This window comes from Synechococcus sp. HJ21-Hayes (genome assembly GCF_024345835.1).
Classification (GTDB): Bacteria; Cyanobacteriota; Cyanobacteriia; order PCC-6307; family Cyanobiaceae; genus Vulcanococcus.
Genome location: NZ_JAGQBW010000006.1, coordinates 122,796 through 140,270, shown reverse-complemented (window position 1 = coordinate 140,270; position 17,475 = coordinate 122,796). Strand labels below are relative to the sequence as shown.

The window sequence follows — 17,475 nt, the reverse complement described above, 5'->3', positions numbered from 1 at the left end:
AGCTGGCACGCCTCCTGAGAGCCGTACAACCTGTACAGCTTTCAGGACGCTGTTCACGAGCGAGCCCCGGCCTCCAGCACCATCCCGGGAACCCGATGGCCGAAACTGATCGGATGACGGCCTCCACGATCAGCACCAGCAGCACGAGCCCAAGCTCTGCCCCTGCCACAGCGGCCAGGCGCGGCAGCTACTGGATCACCACCTTCGGCTGCCAGATGAACAAGGCGGATTCCGAGCGGATGGCCGGGATCCTCGAATCGATGGGCTATCGGGCCGGCCACGACGAGCACAGTGCCGATCTGGTGCTCTACAACACCTGCACGATCCGCGACAACGCTGAGCAGAAGGTTTACAGCTACCTCGGGCGCCAGGCGCAACGGAAGCGCACCAACCCCAACCTCACCCTGGTCGTGGCGGGCTGCGTGGCCCAGCAGGAGGGGGAATCCCTGCTGCGGCGGGTACCGGAGCTGGATCTGGTGATGGGCCCCCAGCACGCCAACCGGCTCGATGTGCTGCTGGCCCAGGTGGAGCAGGGCCAGCAGGTGGTGGCCACCGAGGAGCACCACATCCTCGAAGACATCACCACCGCCCGGCGCGACAGCAGCATCTGCGGCTGGGTGAATGTGATCTACGGCTGCAACGAGCGCTGCACCTACTGCGTGGTGCCCTCGGTGCGGGGCCAGGAGCAATCGCGCCTGCCTGAGGCCATCAAGCTGGAGATGGAAGGGCTGGCGGCCCAGGGGTTCAAGGAGATCACCCTGCTGGGCCAGAACATCGATGCCTACGGCCGCGACCTGCCCGGCATCACCCCCGAAGGCCGCCGCGCCCACACCCTCACCGACCTGCTCCATCACGTGCATGACGTGGCGGGGATTGAGCGGATCCGCTTCGCCACCAGCCACCCCCGCTACTTCACCGAGCGGCTGATCGACGCCTGCGCCGACCTGCCCAAGGTGTGCGAGCACTTCCACGTGCCCTTCCAGAGCGGTGATGACGACGTGCTCAAGGCCATGGCGCGGGGCTACACGGTGGATCGCTACCGCCGCATCGTGGAGCGCATCCGCGAGCGCATGCCCGATGCCTCGATCAGTGCCGATGTGATCGTGGCCTTCCCCGGTGAAACCGATGCCCAATACCGCCGCACCCTCGCCCTGATCGAGGAGCTCGGCTTTGATGCGGTGAACACCGCCGCCTACTCGCCGCGGCCCAACACCCCTGCCGCCGATTGGCCGGGCCAACTGAGCGAGGAGGTGAAGGTGGAGCGCCTGCAGGAGATCAACGCCCTGGTGGAGCGCACCGCCCGGGAGCGCAGCGCCCGCTACGCCGGCCGGATCGAAGAGATCCTGGTGGAGGGCATCAATCCCAAGGATCCCCAGCAGGTGATGGGGCGCACCCGCACCAATCGGCTCACCTTCTTCCCCGCCCCCAAGGCCGATGGTGGGGCCTGGCAGGCCGGCGATCTGGCGGCGGTGCGTATTGAGGCGGTGCGTCCCTTTTCCCTGAGCGGCGTGGCGGTGGCCTGAGGGCCGTTCCCGCCCCACAGTCCCTGGTTCAAACCCGAATCGCTGATACGTTTGGCCCCTCTACACCCTGCGCCATGAGCCCATCCCCCACCCACCTCGGTCTGGTGTTCGGGGGGGTCTCCGGGGAGCATGCCGTGTCGATTCGATCGGCCAACACGGTGGTTACGGCCCTGCGCCGCGGTGCCAATGGCGCGCGCTACCGGGTGAGCTGTTTCTACATCGATCAGCAGGGGCACTGGTGGCCGCCTGCGGTGGCCGATGCGGTGCTGGCCAAGGGCATACCGGCCACGGCGGCGGATCTGCCGGCAGCTCCCCTGCGGCCAGGCTTTCAGGGCTTCCCCGAAGGTTCCCTGGACGTGCAGGTGTGGGTGCCAGTGCTGCATGGCCCCAACGGTGAAGACGGCACCATTCAGGGCCTGTTCAGCCTGATGCAGGTGCCCTTTGTGGGGTCCGGGGTGCTGGGCTCGGCCGTGGGCATGGACAAACAGGCCATGAAGGCCGCCTTCGCCGCCGCCGGTCTACCCCAGGTGCCTTACGCCTGTGTGGACGCCGCTGAACTGCAGGGCAACCCCGAGCCGCTCCTGAGCCGGCTGGAGCAGCAACTGGGCTACCCCTGCTTCATCAAACCGGCGAATCTGGGCTCTTCGGTGGGCATCAGCAAGGCCACCAACCGCAACGAACTGCTGACCGGCCTGCAGGAAGCCGCCAGCCACGACCACCGCATGGTGGTGGAACAGGGGGTGCAGGCCCGTGAACTGGAGTGCGCCGTGCTGGGACGCCGCCAGATGCGGGCCTCCGTGCTGGGCGAAATCTGCTTTGACGCCGACTGGTACGACTACGAGACCAAATACAGCGAGGGCAAAAGCCACACGGTGATTCCGGCAGTGGTGCCGGCCGCCATCGCCGACCAGGCACGCAGCATGGCCATCGCCGCCTGTCGCGCCGTGGCAGCGGAGGGCCTCTCCCGCGTGGATTTCTTCTACGCGGAAGCCACGGGCCACCTCTGGCTCAACGAGATCAACACCCTGCCGGGCTTCACCAGCCAGAGCATGTACCCCATGCTCTGGGAAGCCACGGGGTTACCAGTTGAGGAGCTGGTGCACCAGCTGGTGGAACTGGCGCAAGAATCGGGCGAAACAGTGCATGGGAGGGCGGAAGCCGCATGAGTCATGGCCTGCTGTGGCTACCACTGCTGGTGGTCTTCCCCTTGATCACAGCCCTGGGCTGGCTCGAACGCCGCCGCCAGCGGCTGTTCCGGGCCTGGGCCGAGGGCTCTGAGCTAGCCAAACTCGACGACTGCGGCGGTGCGCGCCTGTTGGACGGCGTGGTGAGCTGGAGCGTGTTCGAATCCGGCAAGCTCACCACCAAGGACAGCTTTGCGGTGAAGAGCCTTGAGCTGGTTGAACTGCTGGCCCTCGGATCCGGAGAAGCCCCCCTCACCGAAGAGGCCCAGGGTGCCTGCCGACTGCGCCTGGTGGGAGGCGGCCAGCAGAAAGATCTTCCCTTTTCCGATGCCGGTCGGGCCCGCCGCTGGATGGCCGAACTGATGGCGCGCTCGCGTTGCGAGCTGTGAGCCAGGCCCGCGCCTCCAACGACGGTGACCGGCCAGGCTCCCTGGGAGCCGAACGACGGCGTCAACTACGCCAGCAACGCCGCAACGAGCGCCTCAAGAACCTCTGGCGCATTGCGGTGCTGAGCAGCACCGCTGGAGCCCTGGGCTGGTTCCTGCTGCGGGAAGGCTGGGTGCTGCGCAGCCCGATGCAGGTGGAGATCAGCGGCACCCGCTTGGTGCATCGCGACCAGGTGATCCGCGAGGGACATCTGCGCTTTCCCCTACAGCTGTTGAGCGTGAAACCCCAACAACTGAGCGCTCAACTAGCCGCAGCCCTGCCGGTGGAACGGGTGCAGGTGAGCCGGCTGATGCTGCCGCCGCGGCTGCGTATCCAGCTGGTAGACCGCGAAGCCGTGGCCCAAGCCCAGCGCCGCACGGGCAAAGGCAGTGAACTGGGTTACGTGGATCGCCTGGGCAACTGGATGACCAACCGCCAGCAGCGCATCCGCACCACAGGCACTACACCCCAGCTGCGGGTCACCGGCTGGCAGGAACGGCTGCGGGCACCGCTCGCCCTAGTGCTCGCCAAACACGATCAGGTTGGCAGCCCGTTGCAGGAGGTGCGCTTCGAGCCCGGCGGCAGCCTCTGGCTACGCACCGCTGCCCTAGGGGAGGTTCATCTGGGCCCGCCGGATGAGCGCCTGCCCCGCAGACTTGAGGTGCTGCAACACCTCTCCAGCCGGTTACCCCAGCGGATGCAGGGGCTCAAAGTGCAATCGATTGACCTGAGCGACCCGGAGCAACCCGAGCTGGGCCTGCCAGGTAAACCCCGGCCCCAGGCCCCTCAACCGGCCACCGCGAGCCGCGACTAACAAGCCGGCAAATGGTGACAGGGTGTTGCGGTCCTGGAAAAACAACGCAAAAGTGCTCACACAACTGGTCCTGATTGGACCCTTCCAAGGACATAATGCAGCCCAGCATGAACGGAATTGGATCTTCTATGGAGATCGCCCACGAAGGCCCAATCCCTGCATCCAGCAATGGAGCCGGCGGCATCGTTCCAAGCCAATCGGCCCGCATTGAGGTGATCGGCGTGGGCGGCGGCGGCAGCAATGCCGTGAATCGCATGATTGCCTCCGATCTACAGGGAGTGGGCTACCGGGTGCTCAACACCGATGCCCAGGCCCTGATCCAGTCGTCCGCCAAACAGAGGGTGCAGCTGGGCCAGAAACTCACCAGGGGCCTGGGGGCTGGCGGCAACCCAGCGATTGGCCAGAAGGCGGCAGAGGAATCCCGGGCCGATCTGGCCCAGACCCTTCAGGGCGCCGACCTGGTGTTCATCGCCGCCGGCATGGGCGGTGGCACCGGCACAGGCGCGGCGCCGGTGGTGGCCGAAGTGGCCAAGGAATGCGGTGCCCTCACCGTGGGCATCGTCACCAAGCCCTTCAGCTTTGAAGGTCGCCGCCGCATGCGCCAAGCCGAGGAGGGTATCGCCCGCCTCTCCGAGCACGTGGACACATTGATCGTGATCCCCAACGACCGCCTGCGGGATGCCATCGCCGGTGCCCCCCTCCAGGAGGCCTTCCGCGCCGCCGACGACGTGCTGCGCATGGGGGTGAAGGGCATCAGCGACATCATCACCAGGCCAGGCCTGGTGAACGTGGACTTCGCGGACGTGCGCTCGGTGATGACCGACGCCGGCACCGCCCTGCTGGGCCTGGGAGTGGGTTCGGGACGCTCCCGGGCCACGGAGGCCGCCCAGGCCGCCATCAGTAGCCCCCTGCTGGAGGCCGCCCGCATCGATGGCGCCAAGGGCTGCGTGATCAACATCAGCGGCGGCAAGGACATGACCCTCGAGGACATGACCACCGCCTCGGAAGTGATCTACGACGTAGTGGATCCTGAGGCCAACATCATTGTAGGCGCCGTGGTGGACGAGCGCCTGGAGGGCGAGATCCATGTGACGGTGATCGCCACCGGCTTCGAGGGTGGTGGCCCCTACCGACCCGAGCGTCGCCTTGAGAGCTTTGCCAACGGCTTAAGCAACACCGCCAGCGACAGCGACCAGCCGGGCGCCGCCATCCCCTCGTTCCTGCTGAACCGCCAACAGAACAGCTGAGCCAGGCCATTTCGGCAAGCCAGGCCAGACAAAACCCCACGCAGGCTCCTCTCTGGGGACTTGCGTGGGGTTCTAACTGCAGACTGAAGGTGGTGACCCGGAGTCCACGCCTGCCCGGAGCATCCCGTGTGGCTGCTCCCTTCCGGTCCTGACCAGATTTAGGCGTCCGGGCCGCGTGGGTCCGAGTCGGTTTGATGCTAGCAATGGGCCTTCAGCTCTGAGGCGTTCGGCCCTTGCGTCCTGCGGATCTGCTCAGCCACAAGCAGGAAGGCCGGCCCATCGCCGTGCTCACCGCCTGGGATGCCCTCTCCGCCGCCCTGGTGGAAGCCGCGGGCGCCGATGTGATCCTGGTGGGCGACTCCCTGGCCATGGTGGTGCTGGGCCATGCCACCACGCTGCCGGTGACCCTCGAGGAGATGATCCTCCACACCCGCGCCGTCGGCCGGGGGCTGCGCCAGCCACCCGGCCAGCAGCCTCTGATCGTGACCGATCTGCCCTTCCTCAGCTACCAGTGCGGCCTGGATGACGCCGTGGCAGCCGCCGGACAGGTGCTGAAGGACAGTCCCGCTGCGGCCGTGAAGCTCGAGGGAGGGGAACCCGAGATCGTGACGGTGGTGGACCGGCTGGTACGCACCGGCATCCCGGTGATGGGCCACCTGGGCCTCACCCCACAATCCGTTCATCGTCTCGGCTATCGCCGCCAAGCCAACGACCCCATCAGCCAGGAGCGCCTGCGGCGTGCAGCCGCCGACCTGCAGGCCGCTGGCTGCTTTGCCCTAGTACTCGAACACGTGCCCGCGGCCCTGGCCAGCAGCCTGCGGCACGACCTGCGCATCCCAGTGATCGGCATCGGCGCCGGCGAGGACTGCGACGGCCAGGTGCGCGTCACCGCCGACCTGCTGGGCCTCACCGAGCGCCAGCCCCCCTTCTGCCCACCCCTGTTCCAGGGGCGCCAGCTGTGTGTGGAGGCCCTCAGCGGCTGGGTAGCCGATCTGAGACCCCATCCCGCTGCTCCCACCAGTGCACCAGCTCCCGCAGCACCGCATTGCTGAGGGCTAGACCCTCCGGGTCGGTGAGGCGCCAACGGTGCCCTTCCCGCCGCAGCCAGCCCTGCTGCAGAAAGGGCTGCCAGCGGGCCTGGAGGCCCTGCAGATCAGGAGCCGGCAAACCCGCCTGCAGGGCCAACGCCTCGAGATCCACCCCCTCCCGGCGCCGCAAGCCCACCAGCACCAGCTCATCGAAAGGCATCGCCGCATCGGGCTCCTGGCATTCGCCGCTGCGGCCCACCTGCAGCGCCGCCAGCCAGGCGGCGTAGGCCTCTCGGGTGCGGGGCCGCGCCAGCCGCGTTCCCCAGGGGGCTGAGGTGGCCCCCATGCCGAACCCCCACCAGCCAGCACCGCTCCAATACACGCGGTTATGGCGGGAGGCATGGCCCGGCTGGGCGTAATTGGAGATCTCATAGTGGCCATAGCCAGCCGCGGCCAGGCGTTGGGCCGTGCACTCCATCAGATCGGCACCGAGATCGGCCTCCGGCAGCTGCAACGCTCCCCGAGATTCCAGGCGCTCAAACACCGTGCCGGGCTCCACGATCAGGTCGTACACCGAAAGGTGGGGCGGCGCCAGAGCCACGGCCTGTTGCAGCTGCTGCTCCCAGTGGGCCAAGGTCTGCCCCGGCAACCCCTGGATCAGATCCAGGCTCCAACTGGCCAAGGCGCCCCGCTGCCGCGCTGCCGCCAGCCACTGGGCGGCCTGGAGCAGATCGTCGCGGCGATGGCGCCGGCCGAGGCTGGCCAGCACAGCGTCGTCGAAGCTTTGCCCCCCCAGGCTCACCCGGGTCACCCCCGCGGCCAGGTAGCCAGCCAGGCGCTGCTGATCGAAGCTGGCAGGGTCCATCTCCAGGCTCACCTCGGCGCCCGGGGCCAGGCCGTAGCGGCGCCGCAGGGCGGCCAACAGCCCTTGCAGCTGGGGGGGGGTGAGCATCGAGGGCGTGCCGCCTCCCACGTACACCGTGGAGAGGGGCGGACCAGCGGGGGCTGCTGCGATCTCAGCCTGCAAGAGCTCCAGATAGGCCGCGATCGAACCGGAGCGCTCGCCATCGGCATGGTCGCCGAGGGGCACCACCGGGAAGTCGCAGTAGAAGCAGCGCCGATGGCAGAAGGGAATGTGCAGGTAGGCACTGCGGGGCGGCCAAACCGGGGCAACCGTTTGAGGAAACGGCCGGTTACCTCCCTCGGCCAAAGGGCCCGGGATCCGGCATGCTGCGTCTTCGAAGCGCGTTGCAGCCACAGCACCGGACATGGTGGACACCCTCATCCTGGTGCTGTTCGTGGTGTCGGGGGCGGCCGCCGGCTGGCTCGGCGTGGACCTGCTGCCAGAGCAGCAGCTAATCCGCATCCAGAACCTGGAGCGGCTCAGCTGGATCCTGGGCGGTGCCGGTGCCCTGGCGGGGCTGCTAGCCGGCGTGGTGTTCCAGCAGCTGCGGCGACGGCTGATGCAGCAGGTGCGCACCATGCCCACCGACTTGCTGGTGAGCCGTGCCGTGGGCCTGATCCTGGGCCTACTGGTGGCCAATCTGCTGATCTCGCCAATCCTGTTCCTCTCCCTGCCCTGGGAGCTGGTGCTGGTGAAACCCTTGGCAGCCGTGGCTGCCAACGTGTTCTTCGGGGTGTCGGGCTACAACCTGGCTGAGGTGCACGGCCGCACCCTGCTCCGCCTGTTCAACCCCAACAGCACCGAAGCTCTGCTGGTGGCCGATGGGGTGCTGATGCCGGCCAGCGCCAAGATCCTCGATACCAGCGTGATCATTGACGGCCGCATCCGCGGCCTGCTCAATTCCGGCCTACTGGAGGGCCAGGTGATCGTGGCCCAGAGCGTGATCGACGAGCTGCAGGCCCTGGCCGATTCGGGCAACACCGAAAAGCGCGGCAAGGGCCGCCGCGGCCTGAAGCTGCTGAGTGAGTTGCGGGAGCGCTACGGCCGGCGGTTGGTGGTGAACACCACCCGCTACGAGGGCAACGGGGTGGACGACAAACTGCTCAAGCTCACCGCCGACACCGGCGGCACCTTGCTCACGGCGGACTACAACCTGGCCAAGGTGGCCGAGGTGCAGGAGCTCAAAGTGCTCAACCTGAGCGAGCTGGTCATCGCCCTGCGTCCGGAGGTGCAACCGGGCGACGATCTCAACCTCAAGATCGTGCGTGATGGCAAGGAATCAACCCAGGGTGTGGGCTACCTGGAGGACGGCACGATGGTGGTGGTGGAGGGCGGCCACGGCCGAACCGGCGAGCGCCTCACGGTGATCGTGACCGGCGCCCTGCAGACCCCGACGGGCCGCATGGTGTTCGCCAAGTTGGGAGGCGATGAAGCCGAAGCCGCGGAAGCTGGCGCGCCGCCGCGGCCCACCCCAGCCAATCCAACCCGCAACACCAAGGGGAAATCCGCCCCCAAACGGCCTGCCAAGGGCGATCAGGACGCTGCAAACCCCCGCTAGGCTCCCGGTTCAGGCCTGCAGTGATCCGCGGATGTCGGCGTCAGCCCCCTACTACGGCGATTCCGCCGTGATGCGCACCCCGCCACCCGACCTGCCCTCGCTTCTGCTCAAGGAGCGCATCGTGTACTTGGGCCTGCCGCTGTTCAGCGACGACGACGCCAAGCGGCAGATGGGCATCGACGTGACTGAGCTGATCATTGCCCAGCTGCTCTACCTGGAGTTCGACAACCCAGAGAAGCCGATCTTCTTCTACATCAACTCCACAGGCACCAGCTGGTACTCAGGCGATGCCATCGGTTTCGAAACCGAAGCCTTCGCCATCGCCGACACCCTGCGCTACGTGAAGCCGCCGGTGCACACCATCTGCATCGGCCAGGCCATGGGCACGGCCGCGATGATCCTGAGCGCGGGCACCAAGGGCCACCGCGCCGCCCTACCCCATGCCTCGATCGTGCTGCACCAGCCCCGCAGCGGCGCCCGCGGCCAGGCCAGCGACATCCAGATCCGGGCCAAGGAAGTTCTGCACAACAAGCAGACCATGCTCGAGATGCTCTCGATCAACACCGGCCGCAGCGTGGAGCAGCTCTCCAAGGACTCGGACCGCATGACCTATCTCACCGCCGCCGAGGCGGTGGAGTATGGCCTGATCGACCGGGTTCTCACCAGCCAGAAGCAGCTGCCCGGCGCCCTGACGGCGGCGGCCGGCGGCGTGAGCCCCGGCAACCCCGGCATCAGCTAAACCCACCCTTCAGCCAGCCCCCCTCGCGATCCCGCCATGCCCATCGGCACCCCCAGCGTTCCCTACCGCCTCCCCGGCAGCCAGTACGAGCGCTGGGTTGACATCTACACACGCCTGGGCGTGGAGCGGATCCTGTTCCTGGGCTCCGAGGTGAACGACGCCATCGCCAACAGCCTGGTGGCGCAGATGCTCTACCTCGACTCGGAGGACAGCTCCAAGCCGATCTACCTGTACATCAACTCCCCAGGCGGCTCGGTGACCGCCGGCCTGGCTATCTACGACACGATCCAGTACGTCAAGAGCGACGTGGTGACCATCTGCGTGGGCCTGGCGGCCTCCATGGGCGCCTTCCTGCTGGGCGCCGGCACCAAGGGCAAGCGGCTGGCCCTGCCCCACAGCCGGATCATGATCCACCAGCCCCTGGGCGGCACCAGCCAGCGCCAGGCCTCGGACATCGAAATCGAAGCCCGCGAGATCCTGCGCATCAAGGACATGCTCAACCAGAGCATGGCCGACATGACCGGGCAGCCCCTGCCGAAGATCGAGAAGGACACCGACCGCGACTACTTCATGAGCGCCGCCGAGGCGGTGCAGTATGGCCTGATCGACCGGGTGATTGCCCACCCCACCGAGGCCTGAGCTAGAGGACCGGCAAGGCGCTTTCGTAAGCTCACTCTTTGCCCTGCTCGCGAAAGCCCGGATGGCCAAGCTCTATTACGACACCGACGCCGATCTCAGCCTGCTGAACGGGAAGACGGTGGCCATCATTGGCTATGGCAGCCAGGGCCATGCCCACGCCCTGAACCTCAAGGACAGCGGCGTGAACGTGGTGGTGGGCCTCTACGAGGGCAGCCGCTCCGCCGAGAAGGCCAAGGCTGACGGCCTCGAAGTGCTGAGCGTGGCCGATGCGTCGGCCAAGGCCGACTGGATCATGGTGCTGCTGCCCGATGAGTTCCAGAAAGCGGTTTACGACAAAGAAATTGCGCCGCACCTGAGCGCTGGCAAGGTGCTGAGCTTCGCCCACGGCTTCAACATCCGCTTCGAGCTGATCAAGCCCCCCGCCGATGTGGACGTGGTGATGATCGCGCCCAAGGGCCCCGGCCACACCGTGCGCTGGGAATACCAGAACGGCATGGGTGTGCCCGCCCTGTTCGCCATCCACCAAGACGCCAGCGGCAAGGCCCGTGAACTGGCCATGGCCTACGCCAAGGGCATCGGCGGCACCCGCGCCGGCATCCTTGAAACCAACTTCAAGGAAGAAACCGAAACCGACCTGTTTGGCGAGCAGGCCGTGCTGTGTGGCGGTCTGTCCGAGCTGGTGAAGGCCGGCTTTGAAACCCTGGTGGAAGCCGGCTATCAGCCCGAGCTGGCCTACTTCGAGTGCCTGCATGAGGTGAAGCTGATCGTGGATCTGATGGTGAAGGGCGGCCTCACCGCCATGCGCGATTCGATCTCCAACACCGCCGAGTACGGCGACTATGTGAGCGGCCCGCGCCTGATCACCGCCGACACCAAGGCCGAGATGAAGCGCATCCTGACCGACATCCAGGACGGCACCTTCGCCCGCAACTTTGTGGCCGAGTGCGAGGCCGGCAAGCCGGAGATGGCCAAGATCCGCGAGCGCGATGCCCAGCACCCGATTGAACAGGTGGGCAAGGGTCTGCGCTCGATGTTCAGCTGGCTGAAGGCGGCCTGATCCCAGCTCTGCGGCCCCCATGCCGGATCTGATCTCAGGGGTGGACTCCATGGGGGTTCACCCCTTTTTGCTGGCCACCCTGCTGGTGGCGCTGGCCTGCGGCCTCGACCGCCTGGTGGGGGACCCACGCTGGTGTCTGCATCCGGTGGTGGTGATGGGCTGGCTGATCACCGCCCTGCGCCGAGGCGCCGAGGCCTGGGCGGGCGATACCCCCTGGAAGCTGCGCCTGGCCGGCGGCCTGATCACGCTGCTGCTGGTGGGCGGCAGTGCCATGGCGGGCTGGAGCCTGGAATGGTGGGCCCGCCAAGGGCCGCTGCCCCTGCGCCTTCCAGCGCTGGCGCTGCTGCTGATCGGCCTGGCCAGTGCCCTGGCGGGCCGCAGCCTGGAGCAGGCGGCCCGGGAGGTGCTGGCGGCCCTGCCGGATCTGGCCGAGGCGCGCCGGCGCCTGGCCTGGATTGTGGGCCGCGACACCGCGGAACTCGATGCTCCGGAGATTCTGCGAGCAACGGCGGAAACCGCCAGTGAAAATGCCGTAGACGGCCTGTTCGCGCCCCTGTTCTGGATGGTGGTGGGGGCTGCCGTGGGCCACCCTCTGGCCCTGGCCTGGGCCTTCAAGGCCGCCAGCACCCTCGATTCAATGCTCGGCTACCGGCGCGGCCGGCTGGAGTGGTTGGGCACCGCCGGCGCCCGACTCGACGACCTGCTGACCTGGCTGCCCTGCCGGCTGGTGGCCCTAGGGCTGCCGCTAGTGGCCGGGCGGGGGCCGGTGGGGTGTTTGCGGCTGTTCCGCCTGGCCCTGGCCGATGGTGCCCCGGACCCATCGCCGAATGCCGGTGTGTCCCAGGCCGCCTACGCCCATGCCGTGGGAGTGCAACTGGGTGGCTGGAACCGCTACGGCCATCAACGCAAAGCCAAGCCCCTGCTCGCCCAGGGCTGGCCAGCTCCCACGGCCGCCAGTGTGGAGCAGATGCTGCAGCTCAGCACACGCCTGCAGGTGGTGTGGCTGGCGGTGGCTCTGCTGCTAGCGGCGAGCGCTCAGTAGGCGCCGCGGTCCATGGGCAGCAGGATCACCCCTACCGTGCGCAGGATGATGCGCAGATCCAACCAGACATTGCGGCTGCGGGCGTAGCGGAGATCCAGGCGCACCCGGGTCTCGTAACTGAGGTTGTTGCGGCCAGAAACCTGCCACAGGCCGGTGAGGCCAGGCCGCACGGCGAGCACCTCATCCATGGCACGGCCATAGCGTTCCAGCTCATCCCACACAATCGGCCTCGGACCCACCACACTCATCTGACCTTTGAGCACATTGATGAACTGGGGGAGTTCATCAAGGCTGGAGCGGCGCAGGAACTTCCCGATGGGGGTGATGCGCGGGTCGTTCTTGAGCTTGAAATCACGCTCGAACTCCTGCTTCAGAGCGGGGTTGGAGGCGAGCACAGAGGCCAGCACCCGGTCCGCGTCCTTCCGCATGGTGCGGAACTTGAGGCAGCCAAAGCCCTTGTAGCCGCGCCCAATCCGACGCTGGCTGTAGAACACCGAGCCCTTGGAACTCAGTTTCACCAAGAGCGCCAGAAGCAGGAACAGCGGCGAGCCCAGGCTGAGCACAAGCAGCGCAAAGAAAATATCGCCGGCCCGCTTGAGCATGCGCCCTCGCTTCGACTGGGCAGCCAGAAGGGTGCTGGCGGTTGACTCAGCCGGAATGGCGGCGGCAGCAGACAAACGGCCCTGGCTCAGAAGCGGTTCTGAACCCAATTAAAGAAGCAGGCCACTCCTGGGCCGAGGTGGAGGAGGTCACTCACCCCAGAGGCACAGACAGGGGCTGGGATCTCGCCTGCAGCTCCCGCTGATGCAAGGCCCAGGCACGCTCGATCACAACCGCCATGCGCGCGCGGAAGTGGTGAGGGGCGAATTGCTCCGCCCAGGCCCGCAGCCCCTCGGCCGGCAGGTCGTGCCACAGGCGTTGCTGGTGGAAGTGCTCGAGCGCAGCCACCAGCGACGCCACGCTCTGGTGGGGAAACAGCAGACCCGTGGGTTGGGAACAGCCACTGCTCAGGCAGCGGACGGTGTCCAGCAGCCCACCCTGGGCCAGGCCAATCACGGGGGCCCCGGCGGCCATGGCCTCTACCGGTGCAATGCCGAAATCCTCGAGGCCGGCGTACACGTAGGCACGGCAACGGCTCATCAGCGCACTGACCTGCTCCTGGTTCAGCCGCCCTAAGAGCTGCACGTTGGGCTTGGCCATGGCCTCCAGCCGGGCCCGCTCGGGGCCATCCCCCACCACCAGCAATGGCAAGCCCGTGCGGTTGAAGGCCTCAACCACCAGATCCACCCGCTTGTAGGGCACCAGGCGGCAGAGGCAGAGGTACACGTCGTCGCGGGGCTGATCCCAGCGGAAACGATCCACGGCTACGGGTGGATGCACCACCGCGGCCTCCCGGCCCCAATAGCGCTGAATCCGCTGGGCCGTGAAGCGGGAATTGGCCACCAGCTGATCGGGCCGCCGGCTACTGGCCAGATCCCACTGGCGCAAGGCATGAAGCTGCCAGCGAATGAAAGGGCCCAAGCCACTGCGGCCCAGGGCCGACTGGCGCAGGTAGGCGTGCATCTGATCCCAGGCATAGCGCACAGGGGTGTGCACGTAGCTGACGTGGCATTGATCGGGGCTGGTGAGCACCCCCTTGGCCACCAGATGACTGCTACTCACCACCAAGGGATAGTCGGCCAGGTCGAGCTGCTCAATCGCCAGGGGCAACAGCGGCAGGTACTGCTGCACATGAGTCACCCCAGCCGGCAGTCGCTGGATGAAGCTGGTGCGGATGCTGCGCCCCTGCAGCCAGCTGCCGGTATGGCGGCTTTCGCCATCCACCAAGGCAAACAGCTGGGGCTGGTCGAGCAAGGGATCCAGCTCACGAACCACCAACTCGGCGCCACCCACGGACCGCGGCGTGAACCACTCGTGCACGAGGGCAATCGGGCCGGGGAGGGCAGGCATGGAGGCCAGCGTAGAAGGCAGCTCTTGAAGAAAGCTTGCTCGTGAGATCACAAAAACTCTCAGCTGATTGCCGCCTGCGGCCTGGCTCCCGATGCTGTTGGCAGCGTTAGCCAGCCATGCCGATCCGCGAGCTCTTGGAGGACGCGCTCGAAGAGCCGTCAATCGGACAGACATCCTGCTTCAGCTGGCATGCCACGCCAGTGGGGATTGCGGCCCTGTGGATCGAGGGTCACCCCCCCACGCCACCGCCCTACGACAACGCCCTTAAAGAGGGCCTGGAAGTGGGCCTCGACCTAAGCCGCGAGGAACGAGAATTTCACCAGGTGAGCAAGGGCCTGGTGCTGCTCTTCCACAGCTGAGGCCAACCAAGGCTGAGCAGATTGATGCAGGAACCATGGAATCCAAGACCTGGTACGGCACGCTCTCGAAGATTGCAGCTCGAACAACGGGAAAATCGGGCACCTTCATGCTGGCCTGCGGCACGGTGTTGCTCTGGCTGGCCACAGGCCCCCTCTTCCACTACAGCGACACGTGGCAGCTGGCCATCAATACGGCTACTACGATCATCACCTTCCTGATGGTGTTTCTGATCCAGCACACGCAGAACCGGGATACGGAAGCCGTGCAGATCAAGCTGGACGAATTGATCCGAGCCACCAAAGGTGCGCACAACGCCCTGCTCGACCTTGAGGAGCGCACAGACATGCAGCTGGATGCATTCAGGGATCGCTACGAAGCCCTAGCCCGGGATGCACAGCAAGCCATCCTGCAGGGCTGGGAAGACACAGACAGCCCCGAGGTGTGAACCAGGGGATCCGCAGAAGTCATGACGACGAAGCCAGGCCACACGACGCCCTGATGCTTCGAACAAGAACGCAAATCGTTACCAGGAGCAGGCTGCAACCGACCCAACACCGAAGCAAAATGAACCTATCCACCAGACGGAATTCGCATGGACTATGCGACTGACAACGCCTCTGCGGCTCACCCCTCAGGGCCCAGAGCAGAAGCCCCAAAAGGATATCCGTGATCCTTCCCTATGCCACGTGTCTGGCACTGGAGCAGCGCAGCCACCGTGCAGGACTCTCCCCTGAGTAACCCAGCGGCCCATCTGATCGAGCAGGGCCTAGAGGAGAGCGACGAGCTGATCGAGGAGATCAGAGCCCCCAAGATCAGCACCGGCCCGCAGGGCCTCGCCACAGCGCCTGAGCGCGCTGACGGGCCCGGCCCAAGCCATTCAGGGATCGGACGGCATGTCGGCAAGGGCCTGCTGAAGAAGATCGGCGGCGAGGTCGGAGACCGACCTGCCCGTGCTGGCGCTGAGACGCTGTAAACGCTCCACCGCCTGATCCGACAGATCCAGATCCAGGCGCCGCGGGAACCGAGATGGATCAAGCAAAAAGGCAGGATCGACCAACCCAACACCGCATGTCAGCGCACTCTGCCGCAACCTGCCGCAGGTCGCAGCGCCCGCCCCAGACCGGCCCGCAATGGCCAGACCAGGGGAAACGCACAAAACATCAAAAACCAAAACCCATGATAGATTTTGTAAAGATTCCCAAAGCGTCCCATGTTTCTCAATATTTTTGGCCTCCTCTTTGCGGCCCTGTCCTTCGTCCAGGTCCCGCAATGGGACAATGACTGGACCAAATGCTCTGTGTCCGTTCCGGATACAGCCTGTCACTGGTATGTCGTGAATCCAGACAACACCTTCGGCAAGGGCTTCAGCTGGATCACCGCCCCGCAATTCGACATAGATGCTCTCAGGGACATCGGCATTCAACATGAATTGACCGTGGCCAAAGGCTATCAAACCACAGTGGAACTGATGAATGCCAGCACCGAAGTGAAATACGGCGATAATTACTAATGACTAGCAGGCCTCATACCGGCCACACCTGAAGTTCAGGCCCGGCACAATCAATCAACATCATGCAATTCTGGATTCTCGTGCCATGGCTGGTGTTTGCGCTGGCGGCTGGCACCAAGTTTTGGCGGCTCACCACGGCGTTCCGGCGGAAACCCCTGGGAACCTCCAGTAGCACTGAAACCTTCAGAGAGGCACTGGAGCAAACCTGGCAGCGAGATCAAGGGAGGAGCTGAAACCTCAAGCCCGCAAGCCCAAGACCCCACGGTACCTTCACACAAGTTCATAGAATAATGCTGGTCATCGAGCGGGTCCTGGACGGGTCCGCTTTTTTATAGGCGTTAATTCCAATAGGGACCAAGTGCAACGTTGCTGCAGATGAGAAGGACAAGGCGATTGCCCAAAAGGCTCAGGCCTACTGAAACGCAAACCAGTCGATTCTCAAGCCAGCTCCCTCCTCTACGTTTTGCATCAACTCCAAGCCCTTGACGGTTCCATCGTCTTTGTACCAAGGGTCGTTGCAGAGAGCATGGAATACCTCTCTTGCCTGATCAAGGGACTGATAGTGGCCAACAGTGACAAGCCCCCAGGAGTCGTGGGTGTAGATCGTGAACGTCATATCAGGTCAATCAGATGGGAGCAACAGCCAGTGAATGATGCCATCATGCTTCACCGCACATCAGAGCAGAAGCGCTGGAATCACGGCATCCACCACAGCTGGGCTACGAGAGAGGAGCCGTAACGCGCTGTTTTGCGCCCCTTTCCTTGGGCAATCAGCAATCCTCTGGACAATGGCAGTAGTACAGACAAGATCAGCAAAACAAGATCAAGCAGACAACAGCAAGACGAATCGATTGGTTTTTTTGTGACGACGGCTCCTCTGCCACTGACTGGTGCCACCGCAACGACTATTGCGGCAAGGCAGGGAAATCAGGCAATGACCTGCAGTACAAGCTCCAACAAGAGGAAACCAAACAGGGCCACCAGCGCCAACAAGGACGGGAAAATAGTGATTCTCAGAACAACTCCGACTACTCCCTCATTTCTAAAGGAATCACGAATAAACCGCCAGGGCGGGACACATGTCCTCACGAAGCGGGCATTTCTTCACACCTGCCGAGGCTTGAGGGGCTCTGCGCAACGCTGATGCCCAAACTGATTGCAACTCGCCTGTTCAGCGACTGAGCAGATATCGATTCTGACTGAAGAGCGCTTCATCACCCTAAGGAACGCATTCAATATCAGCAGAATCAGACCTGGGAATTGGCGACCTTGTCCTCACCGCCCTACGCGTAAGGACTGCCGATCTTGCTATTTACACATCAGGTACCCAATCAAGTAGAAGGGCCGAGGCAGCGATTGCAATGGAAACTTAAAAACACCACCCCAACACCACTTAGGCAGTTCACCCTGTCAGCGAGTGGAACCTCAGCAATCCAACAACATCATCGACAGCGGCATGAACAGCAGGGATGGCTTGCAGCCATTGAGCACCAG

General features: G+C 65.1%; 21 protein-coding genes and 1 other RNA gene. 16 read left to right on the top strand and 6 right to left on the bottom strand.

Annotation, left to right across the window (positions count from 1 at the left end):
* Nucleotides 1-113: 113 nt before the first annotated feature.
* The 5 genes from miaB (at nucleotide 114) to ftsZ (ending at nucleotide 5,194) form a co-directional block, all read left to right on the top strand.
* Nucleotides 114-1,523 (top strand): tRNA (N6-isopentenyl adenosine(37)-C2)-methylthiotransferase MiaB, encoded by a 1,410-nt coding sequence (gene miaB / locus KBZ14_RS06730; protein ID WP_255117549.1) that lies wholly within the window; start codon nucleotides 114-116, stop codon nucleotides 1,521-1,523.
* A gap of 74 nt (nucleotides 1,524-1,597) precedes the next feature.
* The gene (locus tag KBZ14_RS06725) at nucleotides 1,598-2,689 is read left to right on the top strand and encodes a D-alanine--D-alanine ligase family protein (protein WP_255117548.1); all 1,092 of its coding nucleotides are present in this window, start codon (nucleotides 1,598-1,600) and stop codon (nucleotides 2,687-2,689) included.
* Nucleotides 2,686-3,096 carry a hypothetical protein gene (locus KBZ14_RS06720; protein ID WP_255117547.1) on the top strand — a complete coding sequence of 137 codons (411 nt, stop codon included), beginning with the start codon at nucleotides 2,686-2,688 and terminating at the stop codon, nucleotides 3,094-3,096. Before KBZ14_RS06725 ends, KBZ14_RS06720 begins: the two co-directional genes overlap by 4 nt.
* Nucleotides 3,093-3,947: a cell division protein FtsQ/DivIB gene (locus KBZ14_RS06715; RefSeq protein WP_255117546.1), complete on the top strand. Its 855-nt coding sequence runs from the start codon at nucleotides 3,093-3,095 to the stop codon at nucleotides 3,945-3,947. The genes KBZ14_RS06720 and KBZ14_RS06715 overlap by 4 nt, the downstream gene beginning before the upstream one ends.
* 128 nt (nucleotides 3,948-4,075) lie before the next feature.
* Nucleotides 4,076-5,194, top strand: a complete 1,119-nt coding sequence (gene ftsZ, locus KBZ14_RS06710) for a cell division protein FtsZ (protein ID WP_255117545.1) — start codon at nucleotides 4,076-4,078, stop codon at nucleotides 5,192-5,194.
* 91 nt (nucleotides 5,195-5,285) lie between these two features.
* Here the strand turns inward: ftsZ and ffs are convergent.
* Nucleotides 5,286-5,382: signal recognition particle sRNA small type (gene ffs, locus KBZ14_RS06705), an RNA gene on the bottom strand.
* Between the two features lie 45 nt (nucleotides 5,383-5,427).
* Between ffs and panB the strand changes: the two genes are divergently transcribed.
* Nucleotides 5,428-6,246, top strand: a complete 819-nt coding sequence (panB, locus tag KBZ14_RS06700; protein WP_255117544.1) for a 3-methyl-2-oxobutanoate hydroxymethyltransferase — start codon at nucleotides 5,428-5,430, stop codon at nucleotides 6,244-6,246.
* Here the strand turns inward: panB and hemW are convergent.
* Nucleotides 6,167-7,492 (bottom strand): radical SAM family heme chaperone HemW, encoded by a 1,326-nt coding sequence (hemW, locus tag KBZ14_RS06695; RefSeq protein WP_255117543.1) that lies wholly within the window; start codon nucleotides 7,490-7,492, stop codon nucleotides 6,167-6,169. The genes panB and hemW overlap by 80 nt on opposite strands.
* Here hemW and KBZ14_RS06690 point away from each other — a divergent pair.
* The 5 genes from KBZ14_RS06690 (at nucleotide 7,491) to cbiB (ending at nucleotide 12,161) form a co-directional block, all read left to right on the top strand.
* Entirely contained in the window at nucleotides 7,491-8,684 is a 1,194-nt protein-coding gene (locus tag KBZ14_RS06690; RefSeq protein WP_255117542.1) for a PIN/TRAM domain-containing protein, read from the top strand. The two genes, hemW and KBZ14_RS06690, sit on opposite strands and share 2 nt — an antisense overlap.
* A 31-nt stretch (nucleotides 8,685-8,715) precedes the next feature.
* Nucleotides 8,716-9,423 (top strand): ATP-dependent Clp protease proteolytic subunit, encoded by a 708-nt coding sequence (locus KBZ14_RS06685; RefSeq protein ID WP_255117541.1) that lies wholly within the window; start codon nucleotides 8,716-8,718, stop codon nucleotides 9,421-9,423.
* A gap of 36 nt (nucleotides 9,424-9,459) precedes the next feature.
* Nucleotides 9,460-10,062: an ATP-dependent Clp protease proteolytic subunit gene (locus KBZ14_RS06680; RefSeq protein ID WP_255117540.1), complete on the top strand. Its 603-nt coding sequence runs from the start codon at nucleotides 9,460-9,462 to the stop codon at nucleotides 10,060-10,062.
* Nucleotides 10,063-10,123: 61 nt separating this feature from the next.
* Nucleotides 10,124-11,119: a ketol-acid reductoisomerase gene (ilvC, locus tag KBZ14_RS06675; protein WP_255117539.1), complete on the top strand. Its 996-nt coding sequence runs from the start codon at nucleotides 10,124-10,126 to the stop codon at nucleotides 11,117-11,119.
* A gap of 49 nt (nucleotides 11,120-11,168) precedes the next feature.
* Nucleotides 11,169-12,161 carry an adenosylcobinamide-phosphate synthase CbiB gene (cbiB, locus tag KBZ14_RS06670; protein ID WP_399210730.1) on the top strand — a complete coding sequence of 331 codons (993 nt, stop codon included), beginning with the start codon at nucleotides 11,169-11,171 and terminating at the stop codon, nucleotides 12,159-12,161.
* Here cbiB and KBZ14_RS06665 read toward each other — a convergent pair.
* Complete coding sequence (locus KBZ14_RS06665; RefSeq protein ID WP_255117537.1) at nucleotides 12,155-12,838, bottom strand: undecaprenyl-phosphate galactose phosphotransferase family protein; 684 nt, start codon at nucleotides 12,836-12,838, stop codon at nucleotides 12,155-12,157. The two genes, cbiB and KBZ14_RS06665, sit on opposite strands and share 7 nt — an antisense overlap.
* Before the next feature lie 76 nt (nucleotides 12,839-12,914).
* Nucleotides 12,915-14,111, bottom strand: a complete 1,197-nt coding sequence (locus KBZ14_RS06660) for a glycosyltransferase (RefSeq protein ID WP_255117536.1) — start codon at nucleotides 14,109-14,111, stop codon at nucleotides 12,915-12,917.
* 116 nt (nucleotides 14,112-14,227) lie between these two features.
* Here KBZ14_RS06660 and KBZ14_RS06655 point away from each other — a divergent pair, with 116 nt between their 5' ends.
* From KBZ14_RS06655 to KBZ14_RS06645, 3 genes are all read left to right on the top strand, one after another.
* A complete protein-coding gene (locus tag KBZ14_RS06655) occupies nucleotides 14,228-14,470 on the top strand; it encodes a DUF8674 family protein (protein WP_255117535.1) in 243 nt (80 codons plus the stop codon).
* Between the two features lie 35 nt (nucleotides 14,471-14,505).
* The gene (locus KBZ14_RS06650) at nucleotides 14,506-14,916 is read left to right on the top strand and encodes a low affinity iron permease family protein (RefSeq protein ID WP_255117534.1); all 411 of its coding nucleotides are present in this window, start codon (nucleotides 14,506-14,508) and stop codon (nucleotides 14,914-14,916) included.
* A 234-nt stretch (nucleotides 14,917-15,150) separates the two neighbouring features.
* Nucleotides 15,151-15,444: a hypothetical protein gene (locus tag KBZ14_RS06645; protein WP_255117533.1), complete on the top strand. Its 294-nt coding sequence runs from the start codon at nucleotides 15,151-15,153 to the stop codon at nucleotides 15,442-15,444.
* On the opposite strand, the gene KBZ14_RS15930 is transcribed toward KBZ14_RS06645, so the two are convergent.
* Entirely contained in the window at nucleotides 15,349-15,795 is a 447-nt protein-coding gene (locus KBZ14_RS15930) for a ribbon-helix-helix domain-containing protein (RefSeq protein ID WP_399219605.1), read from the bottom strand. The two genes, KBZ14_RS06645 and KBZ14_RS15930, sit on opposite strands and share 96 nt — an antisense overlap.
* Here KBZ14_RS15930 and KBZ14_RS06640 point away from each other — a divergent pair.
* Nucleotides 15,682-15,981, top strand: a complete 300-nt coding sequence (locus KBZ14_RS06640; RefSeq protein WP_255117532.1) for a DUF8643 family protein — start codon at nucleotides 15,682-15,684, stop codon at nucleotides 15,979-15,981. The genes KBZ14_RS15930 and KBZ14_RS06640 overlap by 114 nt on opposite strands.
* A gap of 62 nt (nucleotides 15,982-16,043) precedes the next feature.
* The gene (locus KBZ14_RS15985; protein WP_488657334.1) at nucleotides 16,044-16,214 is read left to right on the top strand and encodes a hypothetical protein; all 171 of its coding nucleotides are present in this window, start codon (nucleotides 16,044-16,046) and stop codon (nucleotides 16,212-16,214) included.
* Between the two features lie 179 nt (nucleotides 16,215-16,393).
* Here KBZ14_RS15985 and KBZ14_RS06635 read toward each other — a convergent pair whose 3' ends face one another.
* Nucleotides 16,394-16,597 carry a hypothetical protein gene (locus tag KBZ14_RS06635; protein ID WP_255117531.1) on the bottom strand — a complete coding sequence of 68 codons (204 nt, stop codon included), beginning with the start codon at nucleotides 16,595-16,597 and terminating at the stop codon, nucleotides 16,394-16,396.
* Nucleotides 16,598-17,475 lie beyond the last annotated feature (878 nt).